Below are 26,586 nucleotides of genomic sequence, written 5' to 3'. Positions count from 1 at the left end.
ATCGGAGTTCCCCAGCATGACCGAGCGCCTCACCGAGCTGCGGCGCAGACGAGAGATCGCCTACGGGATGGGCGGGCCTGAGAAGGTTGAACGCCATCACGCTTCGGGCCGGCTCACCGTCCGCGAGCGCATCGAGGGATTGCTCGACGAGGGATCGTTCTACGAGCTCGGTCTGCTCGCCGAGCCCGAGCTGCGGCACGAGCGGCCCATCCCCGCCGACGGCGCAGTCACCGGATGGGGTCGCATCGATGGTCGCCAGGTGTGCGTGATCGCAATCGACGCCACCACACTGGCGGGGACCACGGCGCCGGTCAGCATGCGCAAGCAGAACCGGATCGCGGAGGTCGCGGCGAAGAAGGGACTGCCGCTGATCCTTCTGTGCGACGCCGACGGCGGCCGGATCCCCGACGTCATGGGATGGCGCTTCTCCGGTCTGCCGCTGGACTTCACCACCTTCCTGCAGGTGCCCGAGGGCTACGCGGAGATCCCGCGCATCGCCGCGGTGTTGGGTCCGGGGTACGGCGACTCGGCGCTCCACGCCGGTACCGCGCACGTGACCGTGATGACCGAGTCTTCCTCGATCGCACTCTCCGGCCCGTCGGTGGTCGAGGGAGCGATCGGTGAGCAGGTCAGCGACCACGACCTCGGCGGCCCGGAACACGCCCAGGAGGTGGGGACGGCGCACCTCGTGGTGCCGAGCGAGAAGGAAGCGTTCGACGCGATCGCGGCGTATCTGTCCTACCTGCCCAACAACGCCGCTCGACCCGCTCCGATGGCGCCCGCGGTGGCCCCGCTGGGATCGGCGGAGTCGCTGCGGGAGATCGTGCCGACCAACTCGCGCCAGGCCTACGACATGTTCGACGTGATCTCGGCGGTGGTGGACGGCGACACCGTACTCCCGTGGCGTCCCCAGGCGGGGAAGGCGGTGATCACCGCGCTCGCCCGGATGGGCGGACAACCGGTCGGCGTGATCGCGAACCAGCCTCGCTTCGGTGCCGGCGCGCTGGACGCCCGGGCGCTGGAGAAGATCCACGACTTCGCGCACACGTGCGACACCTTCAACCTGCCGCTGGTCTTCCTGCAGGACGTCCCCGGCCTGATGATCGGTATCGAAGCCGAGCGCCAGGGCATCGTGCTGCGGTACGAAAAGCTCGTCGCCCGCCTGGCGCGGGCAAAAGTCCCCCAGGTGTCGGTCATCATCCGAAAGGCATACGGAGGCGGGCATTACGCCATGGGGGGTCGGCCGACCCGGCCGGACTTGCTGGTCGCCTGGCCGACCGCGGAGATGGGATTCATGGCGCCCGACATCGGCGTGAAGACGGTCAATCGACGACGTCTGGAGAAGGCCGAGGCCGAGGGCGGTCTGAAGGCGCGCCATCGGCTCGAAGCGGAGCTGACCGAGCACTGGCTCGACGAATCGGCTCCGTGGGAGGCTGCGGCGCACACCTATCTCGATGACATCATCGACCCGATCGAAACTCGTCGAGCGATCCTTACCGGCATCGAGTTCGGTTGGGGAGACAGGGACAGGGTGAAGTAGCCATGGCTGCAGGCGGAACGAAGACACAGAAGCGAGCCAAGCCCGAGCGCAAGAAACAGATTTTGGAGACCGCGACGGCTTTGTTCAAAAATCAGGGCTACCACACGACATCCCTGGACGACATCGCCGAAGTCGTGGGATTCACCAAGCCCGCGATCTACTACTACTTCAAGAGCAAAGAGGACATTCTCTTCGCCATCGTCGATGAGATCGTCGTCAGCGCTCTGGCCCGGATCCGCCTGATCGCGGAGGATTCCGGCAGCCCCACCGAGCGGCTGCGCGACCTGCTTGTAGAGAACACGCGCGCGGTGCTGGAGAACCTTGAAGCCAACACCGTGTTCTACAACTCTCGCGGCATGTTGTCCCCGGAGAGGGAGAGCGACGTTCAGGAGCGGGAGCGAGAGTACACGCGTGTCGTCCGCGCCCTGTACGTCGAGGGCGTCGAGAAGGGCGAGTTCCTCGACATCGACCCAGCGGTCGCGACCGCGACCCTGCTGGGTGCCTCCATCTGGTCCTACACCTGGTACGCGCCGGGCGGCCGGCTCTCTCGCGAAAAGGTGGCCCAGGAAGTGGCCGAACTCCTGCTTTCGGGCTACCGGGTGTCGCCCGTCCGCGAACAGGATCCGACGCGCCACGCTGACCCCAGCACGAGCACGCGCGACAAGGACCAAAGGCAGGCACGTCGACGGGCACAGAAAGAGCAGTAATGCGCGAAGCAGTCATCATCGACGCCGTTCGGACTCCGATCGGACGCGGCCGCCAGGGCGGTGCGCTCACCGGCTGGCACCCGGCAGACCTGTTGGCACATGTGCTCCGCGGCCTGGTCGATCGGACCGGGATCGACCCGAAGACCATCGACGACGTCATCACCGGTTGCGTGTCCCAGGTCGGCGAGCAGGCCTTCAACGTCGGCCGGAATGCCGTGCTGGCCGCAGGTTTCCCCGAGACGGTGCCCGCGACCTCGGTGGACCGCCAATGCGGCTCGTCTCAGCAGGCCCTCCATTTCGCGGCCCAGGGCGTGATCGCCGGCGCGTACGACGTCGTGATCGCCGCTGGGGTGGAGTCGATGTCGCGCGTGCCGATGTTCTCCTCCTCCGTGGGCCAGGATCCCGCGGGTCCCGCGGTGGCCAAGCGATACCTGGCCCAGGGCGGCCTGGTTCCCCAGGGCATCTCCGCAGAGTTGATCGCAGCGAAATGGGCCCTGTCCCGCGCCGCACTCGACGAGTACTCCGCACAGTCGCACCAGCGGGCCGCCGCCGCGGCCGCCGCCGGTGTACTCGACGGCCAGATTCTGCCGACCCCGGCCGACCGGGGCGATGGCCGCACCCGCGAGATGGTCACCGCCGATGAGGGCGTCCGACCGGAATCGACGCCCGAGACGCTGTCAGCTCTCAAGCCCGCCTTCTACTCCGAGGAACTGGCGGCGCGGTATCCCCAGATCAACTGGGTGGTGACCGCCGGCGGTGCCTCCCAGATCTCCGACGGCGCCGCCGCCGTGCTGATCATGGAGCGCGGCAGAGCCGAAGCGCTCGGGCTCACGCCACGCGCCGCGGTCCGCGAGTTCGCCGTGGTCGGCGACGACCCGGTCTTCATGCTCACCGGCGTCATCCCCGCGACCGGGAAAGTCCTCACGCGGGCCGGGATCAGCATCGACGACATCGACGCGTTCGAAGTCAATGAGGCGTTCGCGCCGGTCGTCCTGGCATGGCTTGCCGAGACCCGCGCCGACCCGGCCAAGGTCAACATGCGTGGCGGCGCCATCGCCAACGGTCACCCTCTCGGCGCCTCCGGCGCCAAGCTCATGGCCAACCTCGTCAGTGTCCTGGAGGAAACCGGGGGCCGCTACGGCCTGCAGGTGATCTGCGAAGGCGGAGGCATGGCGAACGCCACCATCGTCGAGCGGCTGTGACACCCGAGTTGGGTCAATGGCCGCTTCGGTCGGCGCGACGAGCTCAAGGGTGTTGACACAGGGGTGTCCACCACCCATGAGGACCAGGAGAAACCGTGACCAACGACCTCTTCGACGTCTCCGGACGCAACATCCTCGTCACCGGTGGTACCAAGGGCATCGGGGAGATGATCGTGCGCGGCTTCCATGCCGCGGGCGCGACCGTCTGGATCTCGGCGCGCAACGTCGGGGAATGCCGGGGCTTGGCCGCCGACCTCGGCGAGCGCGCAGTCGCGCTTCCCGGTGATGTGTCCACTCAGGACGGGTGCCGCAAGCTCGCCGACGACATGCGCGATCACGTGGACCGGCTAGACGTTCTGATCAACAACGCCGGCACGACTTGGGGCGCTCCGATCGAGGAGTATCCCGACGCCGGCTGGGACAAGGTGCTCGCCGTCAACCTCAAGGGGCCGTTCCACCTTGCGGTGGCGTGCCTCGACCTCCTGCGCGCTGCGGCTTCACCGGAGCACCCGGCCCGAATCATCAACCTGGGCTCGGTCGACGGAATGCATGTCCCCATGTGGGAGTCCTATGCCTACTCCGCGTCCAAGGCGGCGGTGCACCAGCTCACCCGGCACCTCGCGGGGCGGTTGGCCCGCGACCACATCACGGTCAACGCGATCGCACCCGGGTTCGTGGAGTCGCGGATGATGGAGTTCGCCTTCGCCGCCGGCCGCGACGAGCTCGACCAGGCTACGCCGCTAGGCCGCACTGGCCTGCCCTCGGACATGGCGGGCACGGCGATCTTCCTCGCCTCGCGAGCGTCGTCGTGGATGACCGGCGTCGTCCTGCCGGTTGATGGAGGCTACGTCACGCTCACATGACGTTTTCGCGGGCCTGTTGTGTGCTCCTCGTGTGTGGGACGAGGGAATTCGTCCTCACTCGCCGATCGTGGCCAAGATCGCGCCCTTCTCGACCGCTGTGCCGGCGGCGTGCGGGAACCGGACGACACCGTCGCGGTGAGCATGGATGTGGTTCTCCATCTTCATGGCCTCGAGTACGCAGATCAGGTCCCCGGCAGTGACGGTGGTGCCGTCTTCGACCGCGAGCTTGACCACGACACCCTGCATCGGCGCGGTGAGCCGCGGACCGTCGGAGCCGCCGTTACCGGCGCCCGCGGCGCGCTCACGCTGCCGCCGCGACATGCCGCCGTCCTCGATGCGCGGCGTTGTGGTGCCATAGACCGTCACGTACGTCGTCTCACCTCCGATGGTGAGCGCGACCTCGCGCGATGTTCGGTGGCCATGACCGCGGTTCGAGGGCGGTGCCGTTGCCGTGAGGTCCTTGCTGGGTGACTCCGTCGACGAGGCGGGCATCTGGTCGAGTTCCCATTCGCGTTCGACGGACATGGTGGAGTGGGTGAGGGCAGCGAAGGCGGGGTGGTCGACCGCAAGCTGGTGGAACGGCACCGTCGTCGGGATGCCGGTGATCCTCAATTCGTCCAGGGCCAGCCGCAGACGGGCACGCGCCTGGTCCCGATCTGCGGCCCACACCACCAGCTTGCCGATCATCGAGTCGTACTGTGACGGCACCTCGTAGTTGCTGCGGGCTGCGGTGTCGAACCGGGCCCACGGGCCCAGGGGCGGGTCGAGCGTGGTGATCAGTCCCGGTGTTGGGAGGAAACCGCGGTGCGGGTCCTCGGCGTTGATCCGGGCCTCCATCGCGTGCCCCCGGACGGTCACGTCCTCTTGCTTGAATCCCATCCCGTCACCACAGGCGATCCGCAGCTGGGTGTGGACGAGGTCGATTCCGGTGACCAGCTCGGTGACGGGGTGTTCCACCTGCAGGCGAGTGTTCATCTCGAGGAAGTAGAAGGTCGTCTGGTCGGCGTCGAGGAGGAACTCGCAGGTGCCGGCGTTGACGTACGCCATGGCGCGGGCGACCTTGATCGCCGCGTCGGCGATCGCGGTGCGCACCTCCGGATTGAGCCCGGGCGCCGGCGCCTCTTCGATCAGCTTCTGATGGCGCCGCTGCAGCGAGCAGTCGCGGTCGCCGAGGTGCACGGTCGTCCCGTCCTGGTCGGCGACGATCTGGACCTCGATGTGCCGGGGCCGCTCGAGGTACCGTTCGAGGTAGCACTCGCCCCGGCCGAACGAGGCGGCGGCCTCACGCTGGGCACTCTCGAGGGCATCGGCCATCTCGCCGGCCTCGCGGACGACCTTCATGCCGCGTCCGCCGCCGCCGAACATGGCCTTCACCGCGACCGGATACCCGTGTGCCGCGCCGAACGCGAGGGCCTCCTCTACCTCCGTCACCGGGTCGGCAGTACCGGGCACGACCGGTACCCCGGCCTCGAGTGCGACCAGGCGTGCGGAGAGCTTGTCGCCCATGACCTCGATGGCGCGCGGCGCGGGCCCGATGAACACAAGACCGGCATCGGCGACCGCGTGCGCGAACGCCGCGTTCTCAGCTAGAAACCCGTACCCCGGGTGGATCGCGTCGACGCCGGCTTCGCGCGCCACCGCGATGATCCGCTCGATGGCGAGGTAGCTGGCGTTCGCCGGGGCTGGGCCCAGCAAGTAGGCCTCATCGGCCAGCGTCACGAACGGTGCATCAGCGTCGACCTCGGAGTACACCGCGACCGACCGCACGCCCAGCTCTCGGCATGCTCGGATGATCCGGCCGGCGATCTCGCCACGGTTGGCGACCAGCACTGACTCGAACACCAGGACAACCTCTCCACCCGCGGACCGACTTGCCCCACCCTAGCATTCGACTTACCATTCAGTAAAAAGAGGTGGGGGAGGAGGCCCGTGAAGAGAGACCTGTTCGGCGAGGAGCATGACGCGTTCCGGGCCAGCGTGCGGCGGTTCGTTGAGGAGCACGTGGCCCCGAACCGCGGGAAGTGGGAGCAGGAAGGCCTCGTCGGCCGCGAACTCTTTCGCGCCGCGGGGACGCTGGGGCTGTTCGGGATGTCGGCGCCCGAGAGGTACGGAGGAGCCGGGGTAGCCGACTTTCGCTACAACGCCATCCTCTCCGAGGAGCTTGCCGCGGCTGACGTCCTCTCCGTCGGCCTGGGCCTGTCGCTGCAGGCCGACATCGCGCTGCCCTATCTGTTGGGCGACTGCACGCCAGAGCAGTGCGAGCGGTGGCTGCCGGGTGTGATCTCCGGAGAGACCATCCTGGCGTTGGCCATGAGCGAGCCGGGTGCCGGCTCCGACGTCGCGAACATCGCCACCACCGCGGTACGCGACGGCGCGGAGTACGTCGTCAATGGCAGTAAGACGTTCATCACCAACGGTCTCAACGCCGACCTGGTCGTGGTCGCGGTGAAGACCGCGCCGACGGCCGGACGGAAGGGAATCTCCCTGTTGGTCGTGGAGGCGGATCGTCCTGGATTCTCCCGCGGCGCCAAGCTCCAGAAGATCGGCCAGCACGCCGCCGACACAGCCGAGCTGTTCTTCGCTGACGTCCGGGTTCCCGCCGACCACCTGCTCGGCGAGGAGAACCGTGGTTTCTACGTGATGATGAGCAACCTCGTGCAAGAACGGCTGGCCGTCGCGGTGCAGGCGACAGCCCAGGCCCGTCGCGCCTACGAGCTCAGCCTGGCGCATGCCACCACGCGGGAGGCCTTCGGCGCCCGGATCGGCAGCTTCCAGCACGCCGGGACGACAGAGGTCATGAAGGAGATCATCGGCCGCTCGATCGGCCTGTGACCGCGCCGATCACACCCACCACATCGACCGGCGCATCGTCGACAGGCCCATGAACGCAATCACCGGAGACTGATGAGCACTCAACTCGAACGGACCATCCGTCGCAGTGACGGGGACGGTGTCGCCGTCCTCGAACTCGACCGTCCCGATCGGTCCATGAACGTCGTCGGCGGGCGTCTGCTCGCCGACCTGGCCGGTGAGCTCGACGACGCCTGGGCGGACGAGGCGGTCACCGCCATCGTCCTCGGCTCCGCCAAGGCGACCTTCGGTGCTGGCGCGGACGTCTCCTGGCTGCCGGAACCGGCCGACGAGACCGGCGCATCCGAGGTGGTCAGTCGCTGCGGAGCGCTCGGGGACGCCGCAGCACCTGCCGCAGTCCCGCGCCTGACGAAGGAGCCGCAGTCGTGAACGCCGCACCGGACGGAGCACGCAGCGGGCCGCTGGTGGGGCTGCGGGTCGTCGAACTCGACGCGATCGGCCCGCTGCCGCACGCGGCCCAGGTCCTCGCCGACCTCGGTGCCGACGTGGTTCGCATCGAGCGGCCGCCGGGGCGCGCACTCAAGATCGGAGACCCCGGCGAGCCCGACCACGGCCTGCGCGGACGCCGGTCGGTCGCCGCCGACCTGAAGACGCCCGAAGGCCGCGCCACCGTCACGTCGCTCGCGGCTCGGGCTGACGTGTTCGTGGAGGGGATGCGCCCCGGCGTCGCGGAGCGCCTCGGCGTGGGACCCGAAGAACTCACCGTGCGCAACCCGTCCCTCATCTACGCCCGAGTCACCGGATGGGGCCAGACCGGACCGCTCGCCCAGACACCCGGGCACGACATCAACTACATCAGCCTTAGCGGCGCACTGCATGCCATGGGACGAGCGGGCGAGCCACCCGCACCGCCCCTCAACCTTGTCGGCGACTACGGCGGTGGCTCCATGCTGCTCCTGGTCGGCATCCTGTCCGCACTCTACGAACGTGCACGCTCCGGCCGCGGCCAGGTCGTCGACTCGGCCATGGTCGACGGTGCGGTGCTGCTGAGCCAGCCCCTCCTTGCTCTACGGGCAACCGGAGGCTGGGCCGACGAGCGGGCAGCCAATCTGCTCGACGGCGGCGCACCTTTCTACGACACCTATTCCTGCGCCGATGCCCGGTTCATTGCAGTGGGAGCGCTGGAACCGCAGTTCTTCCGTGCCCTCCTCGACGGGCTGGGCCTTCAGCCGACCTGGGGAGACCAGTACGACCGCGCCGCATGGCCCACCATGCGCCACGCATTCCAGGCCCGGTTCGCGGAACGAAGCAGGGACGAATGGGCCGAGAAATTCGATGGCACCGACGCCTGCGTGACCCCCGTGCTCACTTACGCGGAGGCCGCACGCCACCCGCACCTGACCGCGCGATCAACCTTCGTCGAAGTGGGCGGCGTCGTGCAGGCCGCGCCCGCCCCGCGCTTCTCCCGCACGCCCGCGGGCGCACCACGCTCGCCGACACCCCTCGAATCCGCGCCGGTAGACGAGATTTTCTCCGACAGGGCTCCGCGATGACCGTCACAGACCAGCCCCGTACCCTCAGCGACCTTTTGTGGACCTACGCCTACGCGTACACGGCGGCGCACGACTTCTCCGTTAGTGACCGCATCATGGCCGACGACTACGTGTTGCGCATGGGTACCTCGGTCCTGCGCGGACGGCAGGAGGAGTACCAGCGGGCGGCCAAGCGTCAATACCGGCAGTACCCGACGCTTGGATTCACCGTCCACCGCCTGGTCACCAATGGTGATCGTGCCGCGCTGCACTTCACCGAGCACGGCCGATCCATCCACGACGGGCGTGCGGCCGCGTGGCAGGGCGTGAGCCTGTACCGCTGGAACGGCGAGGTCCTCACCGAGTGCCGGGTGGAGCAGGACTATTACTCTCGCAAGCAGCAGTTGGCCAGCGGGATCGCAGCGGCCATCGACCCTCCCGGGATTGACCCATGGAGCATCGAGGTCGTCGCACCGAGGCCGGACGCCGAATGGCGCGTCGCGGGATGGATCGAATCCGGGCGCTGGCTCGACGGCTCCGGCCCGCGCTGGGATGACGGCACGTCCCGTGCCCAGTGGGACCGAGCACGGGCCGAGATCCTCGACCTCTTCTCCGCCGGCCGCACGGTCGCCTTCCACGCCATGATCCAGGGGACGTACACCGGTGGACTCACCGGTTCGGACCAGTGGATCGGCCGCTCCGCCGAGCTCTTCGTCACCGGCGTCGTCGACGTGAACGAGCAGCTCACCGGCCAGCTCGTCAGCGACCGGCATTCCATGCTGCGCCGCATGCAAGAGCTGACGTGAGTGCTGGCACGCCGGACGGCGGGCAACGTGTCGCCGCCGACGGCCCCACTACCCGACTGCTCGGCTCAGAGGTCCGGGGCCTGGTGCGGCTCACCAGCCTGTCGTGCGAGTCGTCAACCACGCGTTGAGCTCGGTGATGTCCTTGAGCACAGCGAAGTCTCGCAGGTCGAACACCGTGTCGCTGTGCTCGACGAGTTCTGCGACCGTCAGGTCCGGACTCCAGAAGCCCCGGGTCGAACCGACGAAGTTCATCGCCGCGCGGCCGGCCGCCGCTTCGATGACTTCACCGTTCAACGCGTTCTCTGGACGCACCAGCCAGGCCACCACTGGAGCCACGAGCCTCGGGGACATCATCGCCTCGGCCCGCTTCAAGGCCTCTTCATCGTGGGCGGATGGGCCGGCGGCCGTCATCGTTGTCAGGGCGCTCGGCGCGAGGACGTTCACGGTGATGCCGTGTTCCGCACCCTCCATCGCAAGGGACTTCGCCAATCCGAGGACCGCGCCCTTCGACGCCGCATAGTGGGCGATGCCCGCGGCGGGAAGGAAGGCGCTGGACGAACTGACGGCGACCACCCTCCCGTACTTCTGCTCGACGAGGACCGGCCAGCATGCGCGGAGCACATTGAAAGCGCCGTAGGCGTTGACCTTCATCACCCTGTCGAACACGGCAGAGTCCATGTCGATGAATGCCGTGCGGTCGATGACTCCGGCGTTGCTCACGACGATGTGGAGCCCACCGAACGCGTCGAGCGCTGTCTGTACCATTTCGCCGGCCTGGACAGGATCCGACACGTCGTGGTTGCTCACCGTGGAGCGTCCTCCGTGCCGCTCGATCTCGCGGACGACGTCGCTCGCGTGCGCAGACACATCGTTGACGACTACAGCCGCTCCCAACTCGGCGAGCAGCCGCGCATAGTGCCTGCCCAGACCCGCGCCTGCACCGGTCACGATCGCGACCTGGCCGTGGAGGAGGGATTCCTTCATGTACGCCTACCGACCAGCGCGGACGACCTGCCAGCCTTCATCGGCCTCGTGCCCTTTCACGTCAGCGGACCTGATCGGACGTTTACTGTCTGATCGGTAAATTAGCGATGCTCGCGCCACGCCGGCAAGCCGAGCCGCGGCGATCAAGTGAGTCACGGCGTCCCCGGGTGGCCACCGGACTGCCTCAAGGATCCGGTCAGGGCGAACCCGGCGGGCCGGCCGGCGGCGGAAGCGGGCCGGCCACGTCGATCACGAATAACGAGAGGCGATCTTCAGACCGGCGGGTTCCTGCGGTGTTCGGCTTCGCAACGCTCGCCCGGCCGGCCCGGCGAACTCCGAAACGGGCTTCGGCAGCCCCTTGCACGGCAGATGGATTCGACTTACCATTCAGTAAAACTGGCGTGGGACGGAAGGGAAGTCATGAACCTTCGCATGTGGGCCGCTGCCGGCCTTGCCTGCTCGTTGGCGCTCGCCGGTTGTGGCCGCGGGGAGGGCGAGGCCGGGTCCGGTGACACGCTGAAGCTGGCTCTCGTCTCGACTCTGGAGTCACGCGCCTACTCGCTTCCCTTCATGGAGGACTCCGCTCGTGCCGCGGTGAAGGCGCTCAACGAGCGCGGCGGTGTGGCGGGCAAGACCATCGAGCTGACGGTCTGCAACGACCGGAACGATCAGGAGGAGTTGCGCCGGTGCCTGCAGTCGGCGGTTCGTGACGGTGCCGTGGGCGTCGTCGGCCTGATCACGTCGTACGGCTCGACGGCGTGGCCGATTCTGGAGGCCGCGGGCCTGCCCGCGCTCGTCCCCGCCCCTCTCCAGGAGATCGACGGGAAGAGCGCCATGAGCTACCCGCTCGACTCCGGCTCGCTCAACTTCGTCGCGTTCCCGGAGGTCGCGCGTACCTACCTGAAGGCCGAGAGCCTCGTTCCGGTCCAGCTCGACGAGGCCTACGCGGCCGCTCCCTTCACCGGCCTGAAGCGCGGCGCGGAGCAGAGCGGCACGAAGGTGATGGGCCAGGTCCTGATCCCGCCGGACGCGGTCGACTTCGCGCCCTACATCGCCCGCGCGAAGGCGTCCGGGGCCGCCGCCATCGCCGGCAACGTGGACGCCGTGAACCAGGTCCGGCTCTGGCAGGCACTCAAGAAGTCCGGAACCTCCATGCCCCTGGTCATCACCAACGGCATCATCAACCCGGACATGCTCAAGGAGGGCGGCGCCGCCGCCGAAGGCACGGTCGTGGTCTCGGCCAACCCCTTCGTGCCCTCCGACGCGCCCGGTGTGGCGGCCTTCGCCGCGGAGATGAAGAAGTTCGCACCGGGCAAGCCCGCCACCTCTCTCGGCATGCGTGCCTGGGCCGGGGTCCAGTTGGCGGCTCTGGCGATGAAGAAGATCGACGGGGACGTGACCCGCAAGTCCTTCGTCAAGGCGCTGAACTCCATCGACGGTGAGACGGTCGCGTGGGCCGAGAAGGTGTCGTTCGCCAAGCCGGGCCCGGTCCAGGACTACCCCCGCATCCCTTCATGGACCGTGTACCCCGGCGTCATCAAGGGTGGAGCGATCAAGCAAGGCGAGCCGGTCGAGGCGATCAAGAGCGGCTCCTGACAACAGAACCGATCTGGAGAACCCACCTCTCATGTCCGACCTCATCACGACCGTGGTCCAGTCCTTGGGCCCGGGGGCGATGCTCGCGATGTTCGCCTTGGGCTTGGTCCTCATCTACCGCAGCACGGGCGTCATCAACCTCGCACACGGCGCTCAGGCCTCACTCGGCGCGCTCCTCTACTGGGACGCGGTCGTCAACTGGGGAATCCCCTCGATCGTCGCCCTTGCCGTGGCGGTCCTGGGGTCGGGCCTGGTCGGTGCGCTGATTCACGTGGCGGTCATGCATCCGTTGCGTGACGCGGCCAAGCTGACTCAGCTCATCGGCTCCATAGGCGTGATGATCGTTGTGCAGTCGGCTCTGCTGCTGACGTACGGCAGCACCACCCGCACGGTCCCCGCGCTCCTCCCGTCCGGAACGGTCGGGCTCCCCGGCGGGGCGACCGTGGGGGCGGATCGCCTGTGGCTGCTGCTCATCGGTATCGGCGTGACCACTGCGCTGTGGGCGACGTACCGCTACACGTCCTTCGGCGTGCGCACAGCCGCCGTCGCCGAGAACGCCGTCTCCGCCGCCGCCCTCGGCGTCTCCAGCACCCGGGTCGCGAGCGCCAACTGGTTTCTGGGGGGATGCCTGGCCGGTCTCGCCGGAGCCATGCTCGCCCCCGTTGCGGGCGCCAACATCGTGACCCTGAACGCCCTGCTCGTGCCGGGTCTCGGCGCGGCGTTGTTCGGCGGACTGCTGTCCTTCCCGCTCACGCTGATCGGCGCCCTGGTCGTGCAGGTGGTCCAAGCGATCGCAAGCGAGAACATCGACGTCCGAGGGATCGCCGGGATCGCGAGCTTCGCCATCATCGTGGTCCTCATGCTGGTCAGGGGGTCGGCCATCCCGGAGCGCGGGTTCGTGGGGATGCGGCTGCCGTCACTGGGCAGCGGGCGCATCGGCTGGTGGGCGGTCCTCTGGGTCGGCGTCTCGGTCGCGTTCGTGGTGAACGGGGACCCGGAGTGGGTGGACGCCGTCCTCACCAGCATGATCATCGCCATTGTCATGCTGTCGGCAGTGGTCATCACCGGATATGCCGGCCAGTTGTCATTGGCGCAGTTCAGCCTGGCCGGCTGCGGGGCTTACATCGCGGTCCAGCTCTCCCAGCGGTTCGACGTGCCCTTCCCGGTGTTGTTGCTGGCGTCGGCTGCCCTCACCATCCCGATCGGTCTGCTGCTCTCGATCGCGGCCATGCGCATGCGAGGCGCCAGCCTCGCCGTGATCACGGTGTCGTTCGCCGTCGCCCTGTACGCCGCCGTCTTCAGCCAGAGCCAGATACAGAGCGTCCCGTCACCGTCCCTGGCCGGATGGGACCTGTCTCCGATCATCTACCCGGAGCGGTACCTCGCCCTGGCGACAGCGGTGTTCGTCATCGCTGCGGTCCTGGCGGCGAACCTGCGGCGGGGCGCCACCGGCCGCCGGTTCGTCGCCGTCCGCGGCAATGAGCGTGCGAGCGCCGCGCTGGGAATCAGGGTCGGTCTGGTCAAGGCGACCGCATTCTCCATCGCCACCTTCATCGCCGCGCTCGGGGGAGTGCTGTACGTCTTCCGGAGCCCCTCGGTGGAGTTCGGCGGCTTCACTTTCGAGTCCTCGGTCGAGGTCTTGGCGTGGACGGTCATCGGCGGACTCGGCTTCATCGCGGGACCGCTGCTCGGCATGGGGTTCGCCCCCGGTGGCATCGGAACGCAACTGGTCGAGACGATCATCGGCGGGCAGTCATCGTGGCTTCCCTTGATCGGTGGGATCGCCTTGCTCGCCACGGTCGTGCTCAACCAGGACGGCATCGCCTCAGTGCTTCTGGACGCGGCCCGGCCGGTCAGACGCCGTCTGCGGCGAGGGCCCTCATCCACGCCGGGCCATGAGATGCCGTCGCAACCGGCTCAAGAACCGTCCGCGTCCGCCGCTCACTCTTTGGAGCCGGAGACGGTTACCGCGTCGAAGCCAAGCGCGAAGCCTGCTCGCCATTGTCTGCCGCTAGAGGTTCGCGGTGTCTCCGTGTCCTTCGGAGGCGTCCACGCGCTCACCGACGTCGACCTAGCCCTCGAACCGGGCACGGTGCACGGTCTCATCGGTCCGAATGGAGCCGGCAAGAGCACGCTGCTGGACGTCATCAGCGGTTTCGTCTCGCCGCGCACGGGTCGGATCACCCTCGGCGATCAGGGTCTCGGTCCACTCAAGCCGTGGCAGCGCGCCCGGATCGGCATCGGCCGCTCGTTCCAGTCGGTCGAGCTGATTCCGGACCTGGACGTCGAGGACAACATCCGGGTCGCGACCGAATCCTCCGCGGGACCGACACTGCTGCGTGACCTGGTCCTTCCGTCGCGGAGAGACCTGCCGCCCGCGGCTCGGGAGATCGTGCGGATGCTCGATCTCGAGGGTGACCTCCATCGGCGTGTCGGCGAGCTCTCGTTCGGCCGCCAACGCCTGGCCGCGATCGCCCGGGCCCTGGCCACCGACTCACAGGTGATCCTTCTGGACGAACCCGCCTCGGGCCTTGACGACACCGAACGCCGAGAGCTGACGAGGGCCATACGCCTCGTGGCGCACGGGAGAGGGATCGGGGTACTGCTCATCGAGCACGACGTCGACCTCGTGCTGGGCACGAGCGACGTGGTGACCGCTCTGGATTTCGGAAAGGTGATCGCGTCGGGATCGCCCGAGGAGGTCAGGGCGTCACCCGAGGTCATCGCGTCGTACATCGGCCGGGGTGCGGACGACCCCAACGTCCAGGGCGAAGGGGCGGTGGCGAAGTGAACGAGCCCGGGACGCCGGAGAAGCCGGTGCTGCTCAGCGCCCGCGGTTTGTCCGCCGGATACGGCTCCGTCGCGGTCCTGCAGGACCTGGACCTGGAGATCCGTGCCGGAGAGGTGCTGGCACTGCTCGGACGCAACGGTGCGGGCAAGTCGACGACGGCGATGGCTCTCGCGGGACGGCTCAAGCCGACGGCGGGCACGATCGAGGTGGCAGGCAGGGCCGTGCACGGGTCTTCTCTGTCCCAGCGCGCTCGACGGGGAACCGCCTACATCTCCCAAGAGCGGTGTGTGTTCATGGGGCTGTCCGTCCGCGACAACCTCCGCGTCGGCGGTGTCGAGCCGGACGAGGCGCTGGAACTCTTCCCGGAACTCAAGCCCCACCTCAAGCGTCGCGTGGGTCTCCTCTCCGGCGGACAGCAACAGATCCTGGCCGTCGCGCGGGCCCTCGCCCGACACCCTCAGATCATGATCTCCGACGAGTTGTCGCTCGGCCTGGCTCCCATGGTCGTGGACCGCATCTTCGACGTCCTGACGACCGCCGCCCAGGAGCGAGGGCTGGGAGTGCTGCTGATCGAGCAGCAGGTGGGGAAGGCGCTCGCCGTCTCCGACCGTACTGCCGTCATGCGGCGTGGCCGGATCGAGATCACCGAATCGTCCTCGGCGCTCACGGACCGGATGCAGGAGATCAGTGAGCTCTATGTCTGATGGCCAGACGGGGGAGACGGCCCCCGCCATGCTCTCCTCGGCCGACGGTGGGGACCGATGAAGGTCGGCTTGTACTTCGACCTGCGCAACCCCGGCCGGTCCGCTCACTCGTCGGTGTACGAACGAGCCCTGCGGACCTGTGAGCTGGGCGAGGCGCTGGGCGCTGACTCGGTGTGGCTCAGTGAGCATCACGGTGTCGATGACGGCTATCTCCCACAGCCTCTCGTCTTCGCCGCCGCGGTCGCCGCCCGGACTACCCGGGTGCGCGTCGGAACGGCCGCGACGCTCGCACCACTTCGGCACCCGGTCCACCTCGCCGAGGAGGCGGCGGTCGTCGACGTCATCAGTGCCGGCCGACTGGAACTGGGCCTGGGATCGGGATATCTGGCTCATGAATACGCCCTCTTCCAGACCCAGTTCGAAAAACCCCTGAAGATCCTCTTCGACAAGGTCGATGAGGTCAGGTCCGCGCTCCGCTCGCCCGGCCTGACGCCGCGACCCGTGCAGCCGTCGCTCCCGCTCTGGGTGGCGGGCGGTGGTCCACGGGCCGCGCGTCGGACAGGGCAGGCCGGCCTTCGGCTGCTCTCGGCCGACCGCAGGCTCGAAGCGCCCTACATCGAGGGGCTGTTCGAGGCAGGATTCGACCTCAGCGCCGCTCACATGGCCGGGCCTGTGAACATCTTCCTCAGTGAGGAACCCGAACGCGTCGCACCGGTCGTCGAAGAGGCGTACGAGTACCTCTGGGCGTCCTACAACTCCCAGGCTGTGCGGTCAGGGGCGCGTCCCCCGGCCCCCGCCGGGGCCGTCGAAGCAAGGGCGGGCGGCCTGGACCGCGGGATGCGCGGACTGCTGATCGCCACCCCCGATCACGCGGCGGAGCTGGTCTGCGACCACTACACGGGGAGCAACGTCGGAACCGTGTTCACCTGGGCGATGCTTCCCGGAGTGCCGGCCGAGCCGATGCAGCGACACGTCGAACTGTGGTCCTCGACGTTCCGGGCCGCCATCGAAGATGTCTGAGCAGTGCACCGCGGGTCACACGCGTGCCGAACACAACCGCGAAGGAGTCACGCTGACATGAGTGGCATCTCGGAGTCCCGCCTCGTCGTCCTCACCGAGGAACAGGAGGCGCTCGCATCGCTCGCCTTCGAACTAGGGCGCCGCTTCGAGGACCGCCGCTTCGACGATCTGGAGGCGACCGCCGACCAGTGGCGGCTCGTCCGGCAGGCGGGCATCACCGGCCTGGGCATCGCCGCGGACTACGGCGGTGCCGGCGACCTCTTCGACCTCTGTCTGGCGATCGAGCGGATCGCGGCCGGGGGCCTGCCCTGCGGGCGCCTGGCCATCTCCCAGGGGGTGGCCGCGGGCATCCTGTCCAGCCACGCGAGCGAGGAGCTGCGAAGCACATGGCTGCCGAAGATCGCGGACGGGAGCGCACGCTTCTGCTTCGCGATGACGGAAGCGGGGGCCGGTTCCAACCTCAACCGGATGACGACGACCGCTCGACGCGTGGAGGGCGGTTGGCGGATCACAGGGGAGAAGACCTACATTTCGGCGATCGACGACTCCGAGGCGCTGATCGTCGCGGCCAAGGACGCCGACAGCGGAGGGATCACGCTCTTCCTCCTTCCGCTTCCGCACCCGGCGCTGAGCCTTGCCCCGGTGAAGCTGGAGATGGCGACGTTCGAGCGCCAGTGGACGGTGCATCTCGACGACGTCGAGGTCGGCGACGAGTCCGTCGTCGGAACGGCCGGCGCCGGAGCGCGCGCGCTTTTCGACGGTTTGAACCCCGAGCGCCTGGCGGTCGCCGCGCAAGCCATCGGCATGGGCCGTTGGTCGCTCGCCAGGGCGGTGGCGCATGCGCAGTCCCGAGTCGTCTTCGACGTGCCGATCGGTCAGCACCAGGCGGTCCAGCATCCGCTCGCCGAGGCATGGGTACGGCTTGAGGGAGCGTGGCTGATGACCCAGCGCGCGGCCTCCGTCGCGGCTGCGGGCGCCGCTGGTGCGGGTGTCCTGTGCAACGCTGCGAAGGTGGCGGCATGCGACGCGGGGCTCGCAGCTGCCGACGCCGCTCTGCAGGCATTCGGTGGAAGCGGATTCACCGCCGAGTCCATGGTGTATCAGCGGTTCGCGCACCTGCGGCTCAACCAGACGGTCCCGGTTGCCCGCGAGTTGGCGCTGAACCACATCGCGACCGCGGCGCTCGGCCTGCCGCGGTCCTACTAGGAGGTGGTCCCCATGAGTACACACGACGTAGTTCTTCTCGGCGGCCGCCGTACGCCCTTCGGCAAGTTCGGCGGCGCCCTGCGCTCTGTCCCGAGCGTCGACCTGGCCGCCTACACGATCACCCAGACCCTGAAGTCGGTCGGTGTCCGGCCCGATCAGGTCGACGTGACCTACCTGGGGGTCACGACGCCGTCGGAGGTGGCCATGGACGGCACCATCCCGGCGCGAGTCGCGGCCGTACGCGCGGGTATTCCGGTCGACCGCCTGTCGCTCACGATCGACCGGGCCTGCTGCTCCTCGATGACGGCGATCTCCATGGCGGCCAGGGACATCGCGACGGGTCAGGCCGACGTCGTGGTCGCCGGCGGAACAGACAACATGGGACGCGCGCCGATGCTGGTGCCCTCGGACGTGAGGTGGGGGATCAAGCGGGGTGCTCCCGTCCTCAAAGACCCGATGTCCGATCCCGGCGCGGACATCGGAGGGAACCCGGTCGCGCTCGACGCGAGTGAGGTCGCCCAGGAGCTCGGTGTAACGCGTGCCGAGACCGACGCCTGGGCCCTGCGTTCCCATCAGGCGTACTTCGAGGCGCTCGACCGGGGCTTCTTCGACGACGAGATCGTGCCGTTCGACAATGGCGCGTCCACCCTCGACCACGACGAGCTTCCCCGCCGCGGCGGGTCACTGGACAAGCTCGCCGCGCTGCCGGCGGTCCTCGGGACGGCGCTGGTGACGCCGGGCACCGCGCCCGGCCAGGACACCGGCGCGGCCTTCGTCGTGATCGTCAGCCGGAGTTTCGCCGAGCAGCATGGGCTGCGGCCGCTGGCCTCCATCGCGGGAACCGCGAGCATCGCGCGCCCGATGCGGGAGATCGCGATCGCACCCGCCGACGCCGTCGAGAAGTCTCTGGAGCGCGCCGGGTGGACCCTGGACGAGGTGGACGCCATCGAGATCAATGAGGCGTTCGCCTGCGTGCCCCTGGCGTCCGCGACCGTGCTCGAACAGCGGACCGGTATCGCGAAGTCGACCGTCCTGGAACGGACCAATGGCAACGGAGGCGCAGTGGCCATCGGGCACCCGGCGGGCGCGTCAGGAGCTCGGCTGGCCCTCACACTCGCCCGACGCCTGGAGGCAATGGGAGGCGGACGCGGGGTCGCGGCGATCTGCGGTGGACTGGCCCAAGGGGACGGCATCGCCCTGCAGCGCGAGCACTCCGAACCGAGGAGGGAACGGTGAGCATGGGCGGAATCTCCAGCTGGCCGGAGTTCAACGCCCGGTACACACCGGCGAGCCCGGCGATCCTCTTCGAGGGCGCGAGCGAGACGTGGGCTGATTTCGAAGGCGCCGTCGGCCGTATCGCCGGCGGCTTGCGGCACCACGGAGTGGGCAAGGGCGACCGGGTGGGAATCCTGGCGCACAACCATCCCGGATACCTGCACGCCGTCTTCGGGATCGCCCGTCTCGGCGCCATCGTGGTGCCGTTCAACACCCGGCTCACCCACGCCGAACTCCGGTTCCAGGTCGAGCACACCGCGGTGTCCTGGCTGTTCCATGACGACGCCTTCACTGGCGCTGCCGCCGAGCTCGCAGAGCTGGTGCCCGTGGAACGGACCACCCGGATCGACGGCGACGGCGACTCGATCGACGAGCTGACGTCCCACGGAACGGTTCACACGGCCGAGGACGTCGCCCGGGACGATCCGGTCGCGATCCTGTTCACGAGCGGGACCACCGGCCATCCCAAGGGAGCGGTGCTCACCCATGCCAATGTCATGGCCGTCGCCGAAGCATCAGCCCGGTGCGACGATGTCCGCAGCGATGACCGGGTACTGATCGCCGTGCCCCTCGCCTTCGCGGGTCCGCTGCTGCCGACCGCGATGCCGATGATCGCCTCCGGCGCCGGCATCCTGCTGGCCCGGGCCGCCGAGGTGGACCAGATCTTCGACTTCATCGAGCATGACGGGGTCACCATGCTTTCGCAGGTCCCGCTCGTCTACGCCAAGATGGCGCAGCACCCGAGATTCGGCACCGCCAAGCTCGATGGCCTCCGGGTCGCCCGCAGCGGCGGCTCGCCGATTCCCGAGTCGCTGATCGCCACCTGGCACGCGCGAGGGATCGCCCTCGTCGGCTCCTACGGCTTGACCGAGGCATCGGGACTGACCCTGCAGCTGCCGGTTGGCGAAGCACGACGGAAGATCGGATACGCGGGGATCCCGGTACTGCACCACCGGGTCCGCATCCGCGCGGAGGACGGGAGCGAGTGCGGGGCCGGTGAGACCGGAGAGCTCCTCATCCAGGGGCCCACGGTGATGTCGCACTACCTCCACGACGCGGAAGCCACCGACGCGGCATTCGACGGGAACTGGTTGAAGACCGGTGACCTTGCGCAACGCGACGACGAGGGCTTCGTCAAGATCGTGGACCGGAAGAAGGACATGCTCATCTCCGGCGGGCTCAACGTCTACCCCGCCGAGATCGAACGGGTCCTGGCAGGTCACCCCGCCGTGCTCGAGGTGGCGGTCGTGGCCACCCGCGACGACAAGTTCGGTGAACGGCCCGTGGCCGTGGTCGTGACCGACCACCCCGAACTCTCCCTGGACGACCTCTCCTCGGTGCTCAGCGACCTGGCCGACTACAAGCGTCCGGTGCGGATCGAGATCGTGCCCGAGCTTCCTCGCACGATGAGCGGAAAGGTCATGCGTCATGTTCTCAACGAACAGTTCTACGACAACGGACACGTCAGGTGAGCAGCATTAACGTCGGCGAGTCGGCCCTAACGTCGGGTGAGCCGGGGCAGTCGGGAACGTCCGTCCAACAGCAGGTAAGGAACCAACGGTGAAGAAGACACTCGTCGTGGGCGCCGGGACCATGGGGAACGGCATCGCACAGGTACTCGCTCAGGCGGGATTCGAGGTCGGGCTCGTCGACGTCACGAAGGAGGCACTCCACCGTGGCGAGGACCGGATCGACAAGAGCCTCGGCCGGCTCGTCAAGGCCGGAACGCTGACCGAGGGCGAGGCGACCGCCGCGCGTGCCCGGATCGCGTCCACGACCGATCTGGACGCCGCCGCCGCCGGAATCGACTACGCCATCGAATCCGTCCCCGAGGATCTCGAGCTCAAGCGCGACATCATGGCCCGCTTGGACGCCGCGGCCCCCGATCACGCGATCCTGGCCACCAACACCTCGCAGTTCGGCGTGAGCGCCATCGCCTCGGCGACCCAGAGGCCGGAGCAGGTGATAGGCACGCACTGGTTCAATCCGCCGGCCGTGATGCGGCTCATCGAGATCGTGCGCGGAATCGCCACCTCCGATGCCACGCTCGACGCCACTCAGGAGCTCGCCGCCGCATGCGGCAAGGAGACGGTCGTCTGCAAGAAGGAGAACCAGGGCTTCATCACCTCGCGGCTGATCCTGCTGTTCAACCTGGAGGCGATGCGGATCGTCGAGGAGGGCATCGCGACCGTCGAGGACGTCAACAAGGCCTGCGTCCTCGGGTTCAACCACCCGATGGGGCCGCTGGACACGATGGACCTGGGCGGCCTCGACACGGTGCTCTACGCGGCCGAGGCCATGACGCACCACTACGGTGATCGGTTCCGTGCGCCGCAGATGCTGCGGTCCCTGGTCAGCGCGGGGCACTTGGGCCGCAAGACCGGCCGCGGACTGCGGGACTATCCCGAGGAGAGCAAGTGACTGCCGAACTCGTCCACCTCGAGGTCACCGACGGCGTCGCCATCGTCCGGGTCGACCATCCTCCAGTCAACGCACTCAGCGGAGACGTCCTGGACCAGCTGTCCAAGCAGACCGACCGGCTGGAGGCCGCCGACGACGTCCGTGCGGTCGTCATCACGGGAACGGGGTCCAAGGCGTTCGTGGCAGGCGCCGACATCACGGAGTTCGAAGAGTTGATCAAGACGGGCGCGATGCCGCAGCGGGCGGCCCGCAGCCGAGTCCTGTTCGACCGGATCGAAGCCCTGCCGATCCCCGTCATCGCCGCCGTGCAGGCGAGCGCGGTGGGTGGAGGGCTGGAACTGGCTCTGCTCTGCGACGTCGTCCTGGCCGCGGAGGACGTCCGGTTCGGGCTCACCGAGACGAGGCTCGGGCTGATCCCCGGCGGCGGCGGTACCCAGCGGCTGAGCCGCAAGGTCGGAGTCGGCGTCGCCAAGTATCTGCTCTTCTCGGGCCGCGTGATCGACACCTCCGAAGCCTTGCGGGTCGGCCTGGTCGAGCAGGTCTTCCCCGCCGACGAGGTCGTCGCCGAAGCCGTACGGCTGGCGCGGACGCTCGCCGAACTCCCGGCGGTCGCCGTGCAGGCCGCGAAGGCGGCCATCGACCAGGGCACCGCCCTGCCTCTGGCCAAGGGCCTCGACCTCGAGCGAGATCTCTTCCTCCAGACCTTCGAGTCCGAGGATTTCGAGGAGGGATTCAGGGCCTTCCTGGAGAAGAGACCCCCCAGGTTCAACCGGACCCCGTACCGGCGACGATGAGCGGCACCTGGCCGGCGCTCCAGCCCTGGGTCGAGGATGTGCTCGGAGCGAGGGTCGTCGAGGTGACCCGGCTGTCAGCGGGCAACTCCCGCATCGTCTGGAAGGCCATGGTGCAGGGCGCCGACGGAGCGGTGCGGCCGTTCGCCGTTCGCTGCGAGACCGGGAGCGGCCCATTGAGCGGAACCGCGCTCAGCCTGAACCGAGAACAGACCGTGTACGCCGCACTGGCCGGTCAGGGTCTCGCCGTGCCGCGGTTGAGGGCGGTCAGTCCCGCCGGCGACGCTCTGATCACCGACTGGGCCGAGGGCGACGACCGGTGGCGACCCGAGCTTCTCGCGCCGTACCTACGCGAGCTGGCGAAATTGCACACCTTGAACGTGAGTGAGCTATCACTGCCCGGGTTCGCGACCCATTCCCGGGCTGACATCGACCTGTGGTGGGACGTGCACCGGCAAAAGGCGGCGCGCCCCTCCCCGTTCGTCGAGTTCGCCCGGGACGTCCTCCTCGAGTGCCATCCGGGGGAGGGGCCACTCGTGCTGTGCCACGGCGACCCGGGACCGGCGAACTTCCTCCACGACGGTCGACACGTGACGGCACTGCTCGACTGGGAGTTCGCGCATGTGGGGGACGTGCACGACGACCTGGCATGGATCGCGGTCAGGGCCTGGATGTTCGGCGTCACCATCCCGGACTTCGCCGACGAGGTCCGCGACGTCTACGGGAGGCGACTTCCGCAGATGGCGCTCGACCCGGGTCGACTGGCCTACTGGCAGGCCGTCGTCCTGATGCGAAACCTGATCATCGTGCTCTCGGCGATCGAGCACGGCCGGCCGGGACGCGGACGGTTCGTCCACCTCTCGCTCAGGCCGGCTCTGCAATGGGCCCTGCTCGTACAGGTAGCGACCGTCGCCGGCCTTCCCGTACCCGAGTTGAGCGCCGCGCCGACGGTCAGCCGACCAGGCGGTGATGTCATGAAGGAGATCGCCCTGGGGCTCACCGAACTGCTGCCGTCGGTCCAGAACGACGCCGACGCGACACGACGGACCAAGCTCATGCACCGCCTTGCCGACCAGCTCGCCACCACCTGGGAGTCGGGGACGGCCTCGGCCGCAAGCCACTCATCGGCGCCCGGAGCGGGACGGCACGAGGCAACCGCCGGGCGCGAGGATCGGCTCCACGCGCTCGCCGAAACGGCCGCGGCGGAGTTGTCCCCGTTCCCACGCGCGGTCCGCATGACCCGTACCCCACTGCCGACTCTCCGATAGCCACCACCACGCGAAGGAACCTTCGCCATGCCCATGACACCGAAGGACGACGGCTTCCACCCCGCCGTGAAGGACCCCGAGCACTGGGCCGAGACCGCCTGGTTCGCGGCCAACGTGCCCGAAGATGATCTCGTCGTATGGTTCTACCCGCTGTTCCGCCCGGAGCTCGGGGTCATGTCGTGCGGGATCTATGTCTTCGGCCCGGGGACGGCCGAGCCCTGGGAGATGCTCTATTACAAGCAGGCGTGGCAGCTGCCGATTCCGCAGGACGTAGCCGGCCCCTGCGACTTCCGGCTGCCGAACGGCCTGAGCTTCGAGGTGCTCGAACCGCTGACCTCCTACCGCCTGCGGTTCGACGACGGCGGGGAGTTCTCCGCCGACATCACCTTCACGGCGGTCCACCCGCCGCACGAACTGGGCGTGCGCGACGGCGTCGGCCATATCGACCAGTTCGGCCGGACGCGAGGCGTCATCACCCTGCAGGGCCGGAGCATCCCCATCGACGGTGTCGAGATGCGCGATCGCACATGGGGTCCGCGCCGGGAGAACAAACAGCTCACTCGACTCGGCTACAGCTACGGTGCCGACAGGCAGGGCTCCGGATTCCACTGCTCGGTCCGGTTCGACTCGGACGACCGGCCACGCTTCATGACCGGCTTCTCTCTCGCCGATGGAGTGACGCGCGACTTCACGCTCGCCGAACGCACGGTCGACCGCGACGACAGGGGCAGGCCCGTGTCGATCAGTCTGATCGTCGAGGACCCGACCGGCCGTCGCGAGATCACCGGCACGGTCCGCGGCCAGATGACGCTCTACACCAGCCCGTACGTCGTCTTCGTCTCCTCCGTGGCCTGGACACTGCCCGACGGGACCACGATGTACGGCGAAGACCAGGACACCTGGTCGCCGGGTCGGCTGCGGACCTATCGACGGACCGAGGGCTACGCGAGACTTATGCCCGGCGGCTCCTGAAGCTCAGCGGGCGAATATGGCGTCGGACTTGCCATTCAGTGAACTTCCCGACGGAGGAACCATTGATTCCCTGGGGCGATCACCACGGCAGGGGTTGCGCATCTCGCGCCAGCGGGGTGCGGCTAAGAAGGGGCCCCTTGAGGTCAGAGCGAGAGGGGTGCGGAGTTGTTGCGACCACAATCCGCGCAAGAGCAAGGGTGGTGCTCTGATGGAACAGGCGTACGACCCGAGGGATCTGGTGGGCGCCGACTCGACGCTCGTTACCGCGCTCTCCAGGACGGTGCGCCGCCGTCCTGAAGATTTGGCGGTACGGACGGTGGACCGGTCGCTCAGGTGGACCTGGCGCGAGGTGGACGAGGTTTCGAACCGCATCGCCGCGGGATTCGAGGAGCTGGGGATCCGCTCCGGTGACCGCGTAGCGCTGCTGATCGGCAACAGCCCCGAGTTCTTTGTCGTCGACTTGGCACTGGTGAAACTAGGTGCGGTGCCGTTTTCGCTCTATGCCAGCTCATCGCCGGAGCAGCACGAGCACGCCCTAAGCGACTCAAATGCCGTCATGATAGTCGCTGAGTCGACGCGCATTGCCTCGCTGGCAGACGTCCGACTACCGGCTCTCCGCGTACAAGTGGACGAACCTGAGCGGCCGGGCTGGGCGTCGTTGGCTGAGTACATATCGGACGCCGGCCAACGAACCAAATCCTTGCCGCCGACGTCGCTGCCCCCGCTCTGCGCCGACGACCCGGCCACGATCATCTACACGAGTGGGACCACCGGTCCGCCCAAGGGCGTGGTCCTGAGCCATAGGAACCTGCTCACCGCGGCGGTCGCCTCGGTGGTGGACCTCCAGATCGCCGAGGGAGTAACGGTGGCTTCGTGGTTGCCGTCGGCGCATGTGGCGGATCGGATCGGTGGGTACGTGATCCCGCTCGTTCGCGGACTCGAGATCGTCACGGTGGATGATCCACGCACCATGCCAGGTGCCCTGTCCGCTATCCGTCCCGGTTACCTGTTCGCTCCGCCACGGCTCTTCGAGAAGCTCCGCTCCGATTTCGAAACTTGGGTTCTGGGCCTGACGAGCGAGAGGGCCACGGCGGTCCGGGACGCATTCGCCGAAAGTCTCGAACTGGTACAACGACGGCGTCGGGGAGAGGCCGTCGACGTGGCTCGGACAAACGAGATCCTCCAAGCCCGAAATAAATTGTTCGGCCCGTGGAAGCGCAGGGTCGGACTTGACCGGATGACGGTCGGTGTCGTGGCCATGGCTCCGAACGCCACCGCGCTGATGGAGTTCTTCCATGCCCTCGGTGTCCCGCTAGGCGAAGCTTATGGCCTTACGGAGAGCGCCGGATCCGGCACCGCCTCACCGCCCGACACGATGCGTTTCGGCACTGTTGGACGACCGACCCAATACATGAACATAACTCTCGCTGATGACGGTGAGGTTCTCATGAGTGGCCCTGCCATCATGCTCGGCTACCACAACAACGTGGAGGCGACCGGCGCCGCGATCGACCCGGAGGGCTGGCTGCACACCGGTGACTTGGGCGAGTTCGACGACGCGGGTTTCCTGCGAATTATCGGCCGCAAGAAAGAATTGATTATCAGTTCCGCGGGTAAAAACATTTCGCCCGCCGTTGTGGAGGCGGCGATCCTGGGCTCGTCGAAACTGATCTGCCAGGCTTGCTGTATCGGGGACGGCCGACCGTACAACGTAGCCCTGTTGACTTTGGACCTGGAGTACGCTCGGGCATGGGCGCGCCGAACCGGATCGAACGCTTCGTCGTTGTCGGAACTTGTCGGCGACCCGGCGCTACGTTCCGCGCTAGAGGATGCCGTGGCCGCAGCGAACGCACGGCTCAATCACCCAGAGCAGATCAAGAAGTTTCGGGTCGTTGAAGAAGAATGGCTGCCAGGTGAACTGCTGACGCCGACCTCCAAGTTGCGTCGTCGCGAAATTCTCAGCCGATACGCAGAAGTCATCGAGGAGTTGTACACATGAGCCACAGATGGGCTCCGCGACCCCGATCGCGATTCGGCGCGGGAAGGAGTCCCCAACCTCAACCACCAGCTCACCCGAGCGCCACAACACAATCTTGG

Annotated in this window: 22 protein-coding genes; 20 read left to right on the top strand and 2 right to left on the bottom strand. The window is 68.0% G+C overall.

Translation table 11 applies throughout. The features are described from left to right. Nucleotides 1-16 precede the first annotated feature (16 nt). The 4 genes from ACH35V_RS14225 to ACH35V_RS14210 all read left to right on the top strand — a co-directional run bounded on the left by ACH35V_RS14225 (nt 17) and on the right by ACH35V_RS14210 (nt 4,312). On the top strand, nt 17-1,540 hold the full coding sequence (locus ACH35V_RS14225; protein WP_395972563.1) for an acyl-CoA carboxylase subunit beta: 1,524 nt from the start codon (nt 17-19) through the stop codon (nt 1,538-1,540). 2 nt (nt 1,541-1,542) lie between these two features. Beyond that, entirely contained in the window at nt 1,543-2,247 is a 705-nt protein-coding gene (locus ACH35V_RS14220; RefSeq protein WP_395972562.1) for a TetR/AcrR family transcriptional regulator, read from the top strand. Continuing rightward, on the top strand, nt 2,247-3,449 hold the full coding sequence (locus tag ACH35V_RS14215) for a thiolase family protein (protein WP_395972560.1): 1,203 nt from the start codon (nt 2,247-2,249) through the stop codon (nt 3,447-3,449). Before ACH35V_RS14220 ends, ACH35V_RS14215 begins: the two co-directional genes overlap by 1 nt. Nucleotides 3,450-3,544: 95 nt before the next feature. Then, the gene (locus ACH35V_RS14210) at nt 3,545-4,312 is read left to right on the top strand and encodes an SDR family oxidoreductase (protein ID WP_395972558.1); all 768 of its coding nucleotides are present in this window, start codon (nt 3,545-3,547) and stop codon (nt 4,310-4,312) included. A 54-nt stretch (nt 4,313-4,366) separates the two neighbouring features. Here ACH35V_RS14210 and ACH35V_RS14205 read toward each other — a convergent pair whose 3' ends face one another. Further along, nucleotides 4,367-6,142, bottom strand: a complete 1,776-nt coding sequence (locus ACH35V_RS14205) for an acetyl/propionyl/methylcrotonyl-CoA carboxylase subunit alpha (RefSeq protein WP_395972557.1) — start codon at nt 6,140-6,142, stop codon at nt 4,367-4,369. A 99-nt stretch (nt 6,143-6,241) separates the two neighbouring features. On the opposite strand from ACH35V_RS14205, the gene ACH35V_RS14200 reads away from it, so the two are divergent. The 4 genes from ACH35V_RS14200 to ACH35V_RS14185 all read left to right on the top strand — a co-directional run bounded on the left by ACH35V_RS14200 (nt 6,242) and on the right by ACH35V_RS14185 (nt 9,461). Then, nucleotides 6,242-7,144, top strand: coding sequence for an acyl-CoA dehydrogenase family protein (locus tag ACH35V_RS14200; RefSeq protein ID WP_395972555.1), 903 nt, complete (start codon nt 6,242-6,244; stop codon nt 7,142-7,144). 72 nt (nt 7,145-7,216) lie between these two features. Further along, nucleotides 7,217-7,552, top strand: a complete 336-nt coding sequence (locus ACH35V_RS14195) for an enoyl-CoA hydratase/isomerase family protein (protein ID WP_395972554.1) — start codon at nt 7,217-7,219, stop codon at nt 7,550-7,552. Next, complete coding sequence (locus tag ACH35V_RS14190; RefSeq protein ID WP_395972553.1) at nt 7,549-8,676, top strand: CaiB/BaiF CoA transferase family protein; 1,128 nt, start codon at nt 7,549-7,551, stop codon at nt 8,674-8,676. Before ACH35V_RS14195 ends, ACH35V_RS14190 begins: the two co-directional genes overlap by 4 nt. After that, a complete protein-coding gene (locus ACH35V_RS14185; RefSeq protein WP_395972551.1) occupies nt 8,673-9,461 on the top strand; it encodes a nuclear transport factor 2 family protein in 789 nt (262 codons plus the stop codon). The genes ACH35V_RS14190 and ACH35V_RS14185 overlap by 4 nt, the downstream gene beginning before the upstream one ends. Before the next feature lie 90 nt (nt 9,462-9,551). On the opposite strand, the gene ACH35V_RS14180 is transcribed toward ACH35V_RS14185, so the two are convergent. Beyond that, nucleotides 9,552-10,445 carry an SDR family NAD(P)-dependent oxidoreductase gene (locus tag ACH35V_RS14180; RefSeq protein ID WP_395972550.1) on the bottom strand — a complete coding sequence of 298 codons (894 nt, stop codon included), beginning with the start codon at nt 10,443-10,445 and terminating at the stop codon, nt 9,552-9,554. A gap of 420 nt (nt 10,446-10,865) precedes the next feature. Here ACH35V_RS14180 and ACH35V_RS14175 point away from each other — a divergent pair, with 420 nt between their 5' ends. The 12 genes from ACH35V_RS14175 (at nt 10,866) to ACH35V_RS14120 (ending at nt 26,488) form a co-directional block, all read left to right on the top strand. Next, complete coding sequence (locus ACH35V_RS14175) at nt 10,866-12,041, top strand: ABC transporter substrate-binding protein (protein WP_395972549.1); 1,176 nt, start codon at nt 10,866-10,868, stop codon at nt 12,039-12,041. Nucleotides 12,042-12,072: 31 nt separating this feature from the next. Further along, the gene (locus ACH35V_RS14170; RefSeq protein WP_395972548.1) at nt 12,073-14,832 is read left to right on the top strand and encodes an ATP-binding cassette domain-containing protein; all 2,760 of its coding nucleotides are present in this window, start codon (nt 12,073-12,075) and stop codon (nt 14,830-14,832) included. After that, nucleotides 14,829-15,536 (top strand): ABC transporter ATP-binding protein, encoded by a 708-nt coding sequence (locus ACH35V_RS14165; protein ID WP_395972547.1) that lies wholly within the window; start codon nt 14,829-14,831, stop codon nt 15,534-15,536. The genes ACH35V_RS14170 and ACH35V_RS14165 overlap by 4 nt, the downstream gene beginning before the upstream one ends. Nucleotides 15,537-15,593: 57 nt before the next feature. Continuing rightward, the gene (locus ACH35V_RS14160) at nt 15,594-16,556 is read left to right on the top strand and encodes an LLM class flavin-dependent oxidoreductase (RefSeq protein ID WP_395972546.1); all 963 of its coding nucleotides are present in this window, start codon (nt 15,594-15,596) and stop codon (nt 16,554-16,556) included. Between the two features lie 57 nt (nt 16,557-16,613). Then, nucleotides 16,614-17,762 carry an acyl-CoA dehydrogenase family protein gene (locus ACH35V_RS14155; protein WP_395972545.1) on the top strand — a complete coding sequence of 383 codons (1,149 nt, stop codon included), beginning with the start codon at nt 16,614-16,616 and terminating at the stop codon, nt 17,760-17,762. A 12-nt stretch (nt 17,763-17,774) separates the two neighbouring features. Continuing rightward, nucleotides 17,775-18,998 (top strand): thiolase family protein, encoded by a 1,224-nt coding sequence (locus ACH35V_RS14150; RefSeq protein WP_395972544.1) that lies wholly within the window; start codon nt 17,775-17,777, stop codon nt 18,996-18,998. A 2-nt stretch (nt 18,999-19,000) separates the two neighbouring features. Beyond that, nucleotides 19,001-20,509, top strand: a complete 1,509-nt coding sequence (locus tag ACH35V_RS14145; protein WP_395972739.1) for a class I adenylate-forming enzyme family protein — start codon at nt 19,001-19,003, stop codon at nt 20,507-20,509. 88 nt (nt 20,510-20,597) lie between these two features. Further along, a complete protein-coding gene (locus tag ACH35V_RS14140; RefSeq protein WP_395972543.1) occupies nt 20,598-21,458 on the top strand; it encodes a 3-hydroxyacyl-CoA dehydrogenase family protein in 861 nt (286 codons plus the stop codon). Continuing rightward, entirely contained in the window at nt 21,455-22,252 is a 798-nt protein-coding gene (locus ACH35V_RS14135) for an enoyl-CoA hydratase/isomerase family protein (protein ID WP_395972541.1), read from the top strand. Before ACH35V_RS14140 ends, ACH35V_RS14135 begins: the two co-directional genes overlap by 4 nt. Next, nucleotides 22,249-23,517 carry a phosphotransferase family protein gene (locus ACH35V_RS14130; protein ID WP_395972540.1) on the top strand — a complete coding sequence of 423 codons (1,269 nt, stop codon included), beginning with the start codon at nt 22,249-22,251 and terminating at the stop codon, nt 23,515-23,517. The genes ACH35V_RS14135 and ACH35V_RS14130 overlap by 4 nt, the downstream gene beginning before the upstream one ends. Before the next feature lie 27 nt (nt 23,518-23,544). Beyond that, nucleotides 23,545-24,489, top strand: coding sequence for a hypothetical protein (locus ACH35V_RS14125; RefSeq protein WP_395972539.1), 945 nt, complete (start codon nt 23,545-23,547; stop codon nt 24,487-24,489). Between the two features lie 208 nt (nt 24,490-24,697). Further along, on the top strand, nt 24,698-26,488 hold the full coding sequence (locus ACH35V_RS14120; RefSeq protein WP_395972537.1) for an AMP-dependent synthetase/ligase: 1,791 nt from the start codon (nt 24,698-24,700) through the stop codon (nt 26,486-26,488). The last annotated feature ends 98 nt before the right edge of the window (nt 26,489-26,586 follow it).

The sequence above is a fragment of the Actinomadura sp. 1N219 genome (genome assembly GCF_044326405.1).
Lineage (GTDB): Bacteria > Actinomycetota > Actinomycetes > Streptosporangiales > Streptosporangiaceae > Spirillospora.
This window is presented reverse-complemented; position numbering and strand designations above follow the sequence as displayed.

Coding starts and splice junctions, on each gene's coding strand:
- ACH35V_RS14225 (WP_395972563.1), top strand. CDS start 17: ATGACCGAGCGCCTCACCGAGCTGCGGCGCAGACGAGAGATCGCCTAC.
- ACH35V_RS14220 (WP_395972562.1), top strand. CDS start 1,543: ATGGCTGCAGGCGGAACGAAGACACAGAAGCGAGCCAAGCCCGAGCGC.
- ACH35V_RS14215 (WP_395972560.1), top strand. CDS start 2,247: ATGCGCGAAGCAGTCATCATCGACGCCGTTCGGACTCCGATCGGACGC.
- ACH35V_RS14195 (WP_395972554.1), top strand. CDS start 7,217: ATGAGCACTCAACTCGAACGGACCATCCGTCGCAGTGACGGGGACGGT.
- ACH35V_RS14185 (WP_395972551.1), top strand. CDS start 8,673: ATGACCGTCACAGACCAGCCCCGTACCCTCAGCGACCTTTTGTGGACC.
- ACH35V_RS14180 (WP_395972550.1), bottom strand. CDS start 10,445: ATGAAGGAATCCCTCCTCCACGGCCAGGTCGCGATCGTGACCGGTGCA.
- ACH35V_RS14175 (WP_395972549.1), top strand. CDS start 10,866: ATGAACCTTCGCATGTGGGCCGCTGCCGGCCTTGCCTGCTCGTTGGCG.
- ACH35V_RS14170 (WP_395972548.1), top strand. CDS start 12,073: ATGTCCGACCTCATCACGACCGTGGTCCAGTCCTTGGGCCCGGGGGCG.
- ACH35V_RS14160 (WP_395972546.1), top strand. CDS start 15,594: ATGAAGGTCGGCTTGTACTTCGACCTGCGCAACCCCGGCCGGTCCGCT.
- ACH35V_RS14155 (WP_395972545.1), top strand. CDS start 16,614: ATGAGTGGCATCTCGGAGTCCCGCCTCGTCGTCCTCACCGAGGAACAG.
- ACH35V_RS14150 (WP_395972544.1), top strand. CDS start 17,775: ATGAGTACACACGACGTAGTTCTTCTCGGCGGCCGCCGTACGCCCTTC.
- ACH35V_RS14145 (WP_395972739.1), top strand. CDS start 19,001: ATGGGCGGAATCTCCAGCTGGCCGGAGTTCAACGCCCGGTACACACCG.
- ACH35V_RS14130 (WP_395972540.1), top strand. CDS start 22,249: ATGAGCGGCACCTGGCCGGCGCTCCAGCCCTGGGTCGAGGATGTGCTC.
- ACH35V_RS14125 (WP_395972539.1), top strand. CDS start 23,545: ATGCCCATGACACCGAAGGACGACGGCTTCCACCCCGCCGTGAAGGAC.
- ACH35V_RS14120 (WP_395972537.1), top strand. CDS start 24,698: ATGGAACAGGCGTACGACCCGAGGGATCTGGTGGGCGCCGACTCGACG.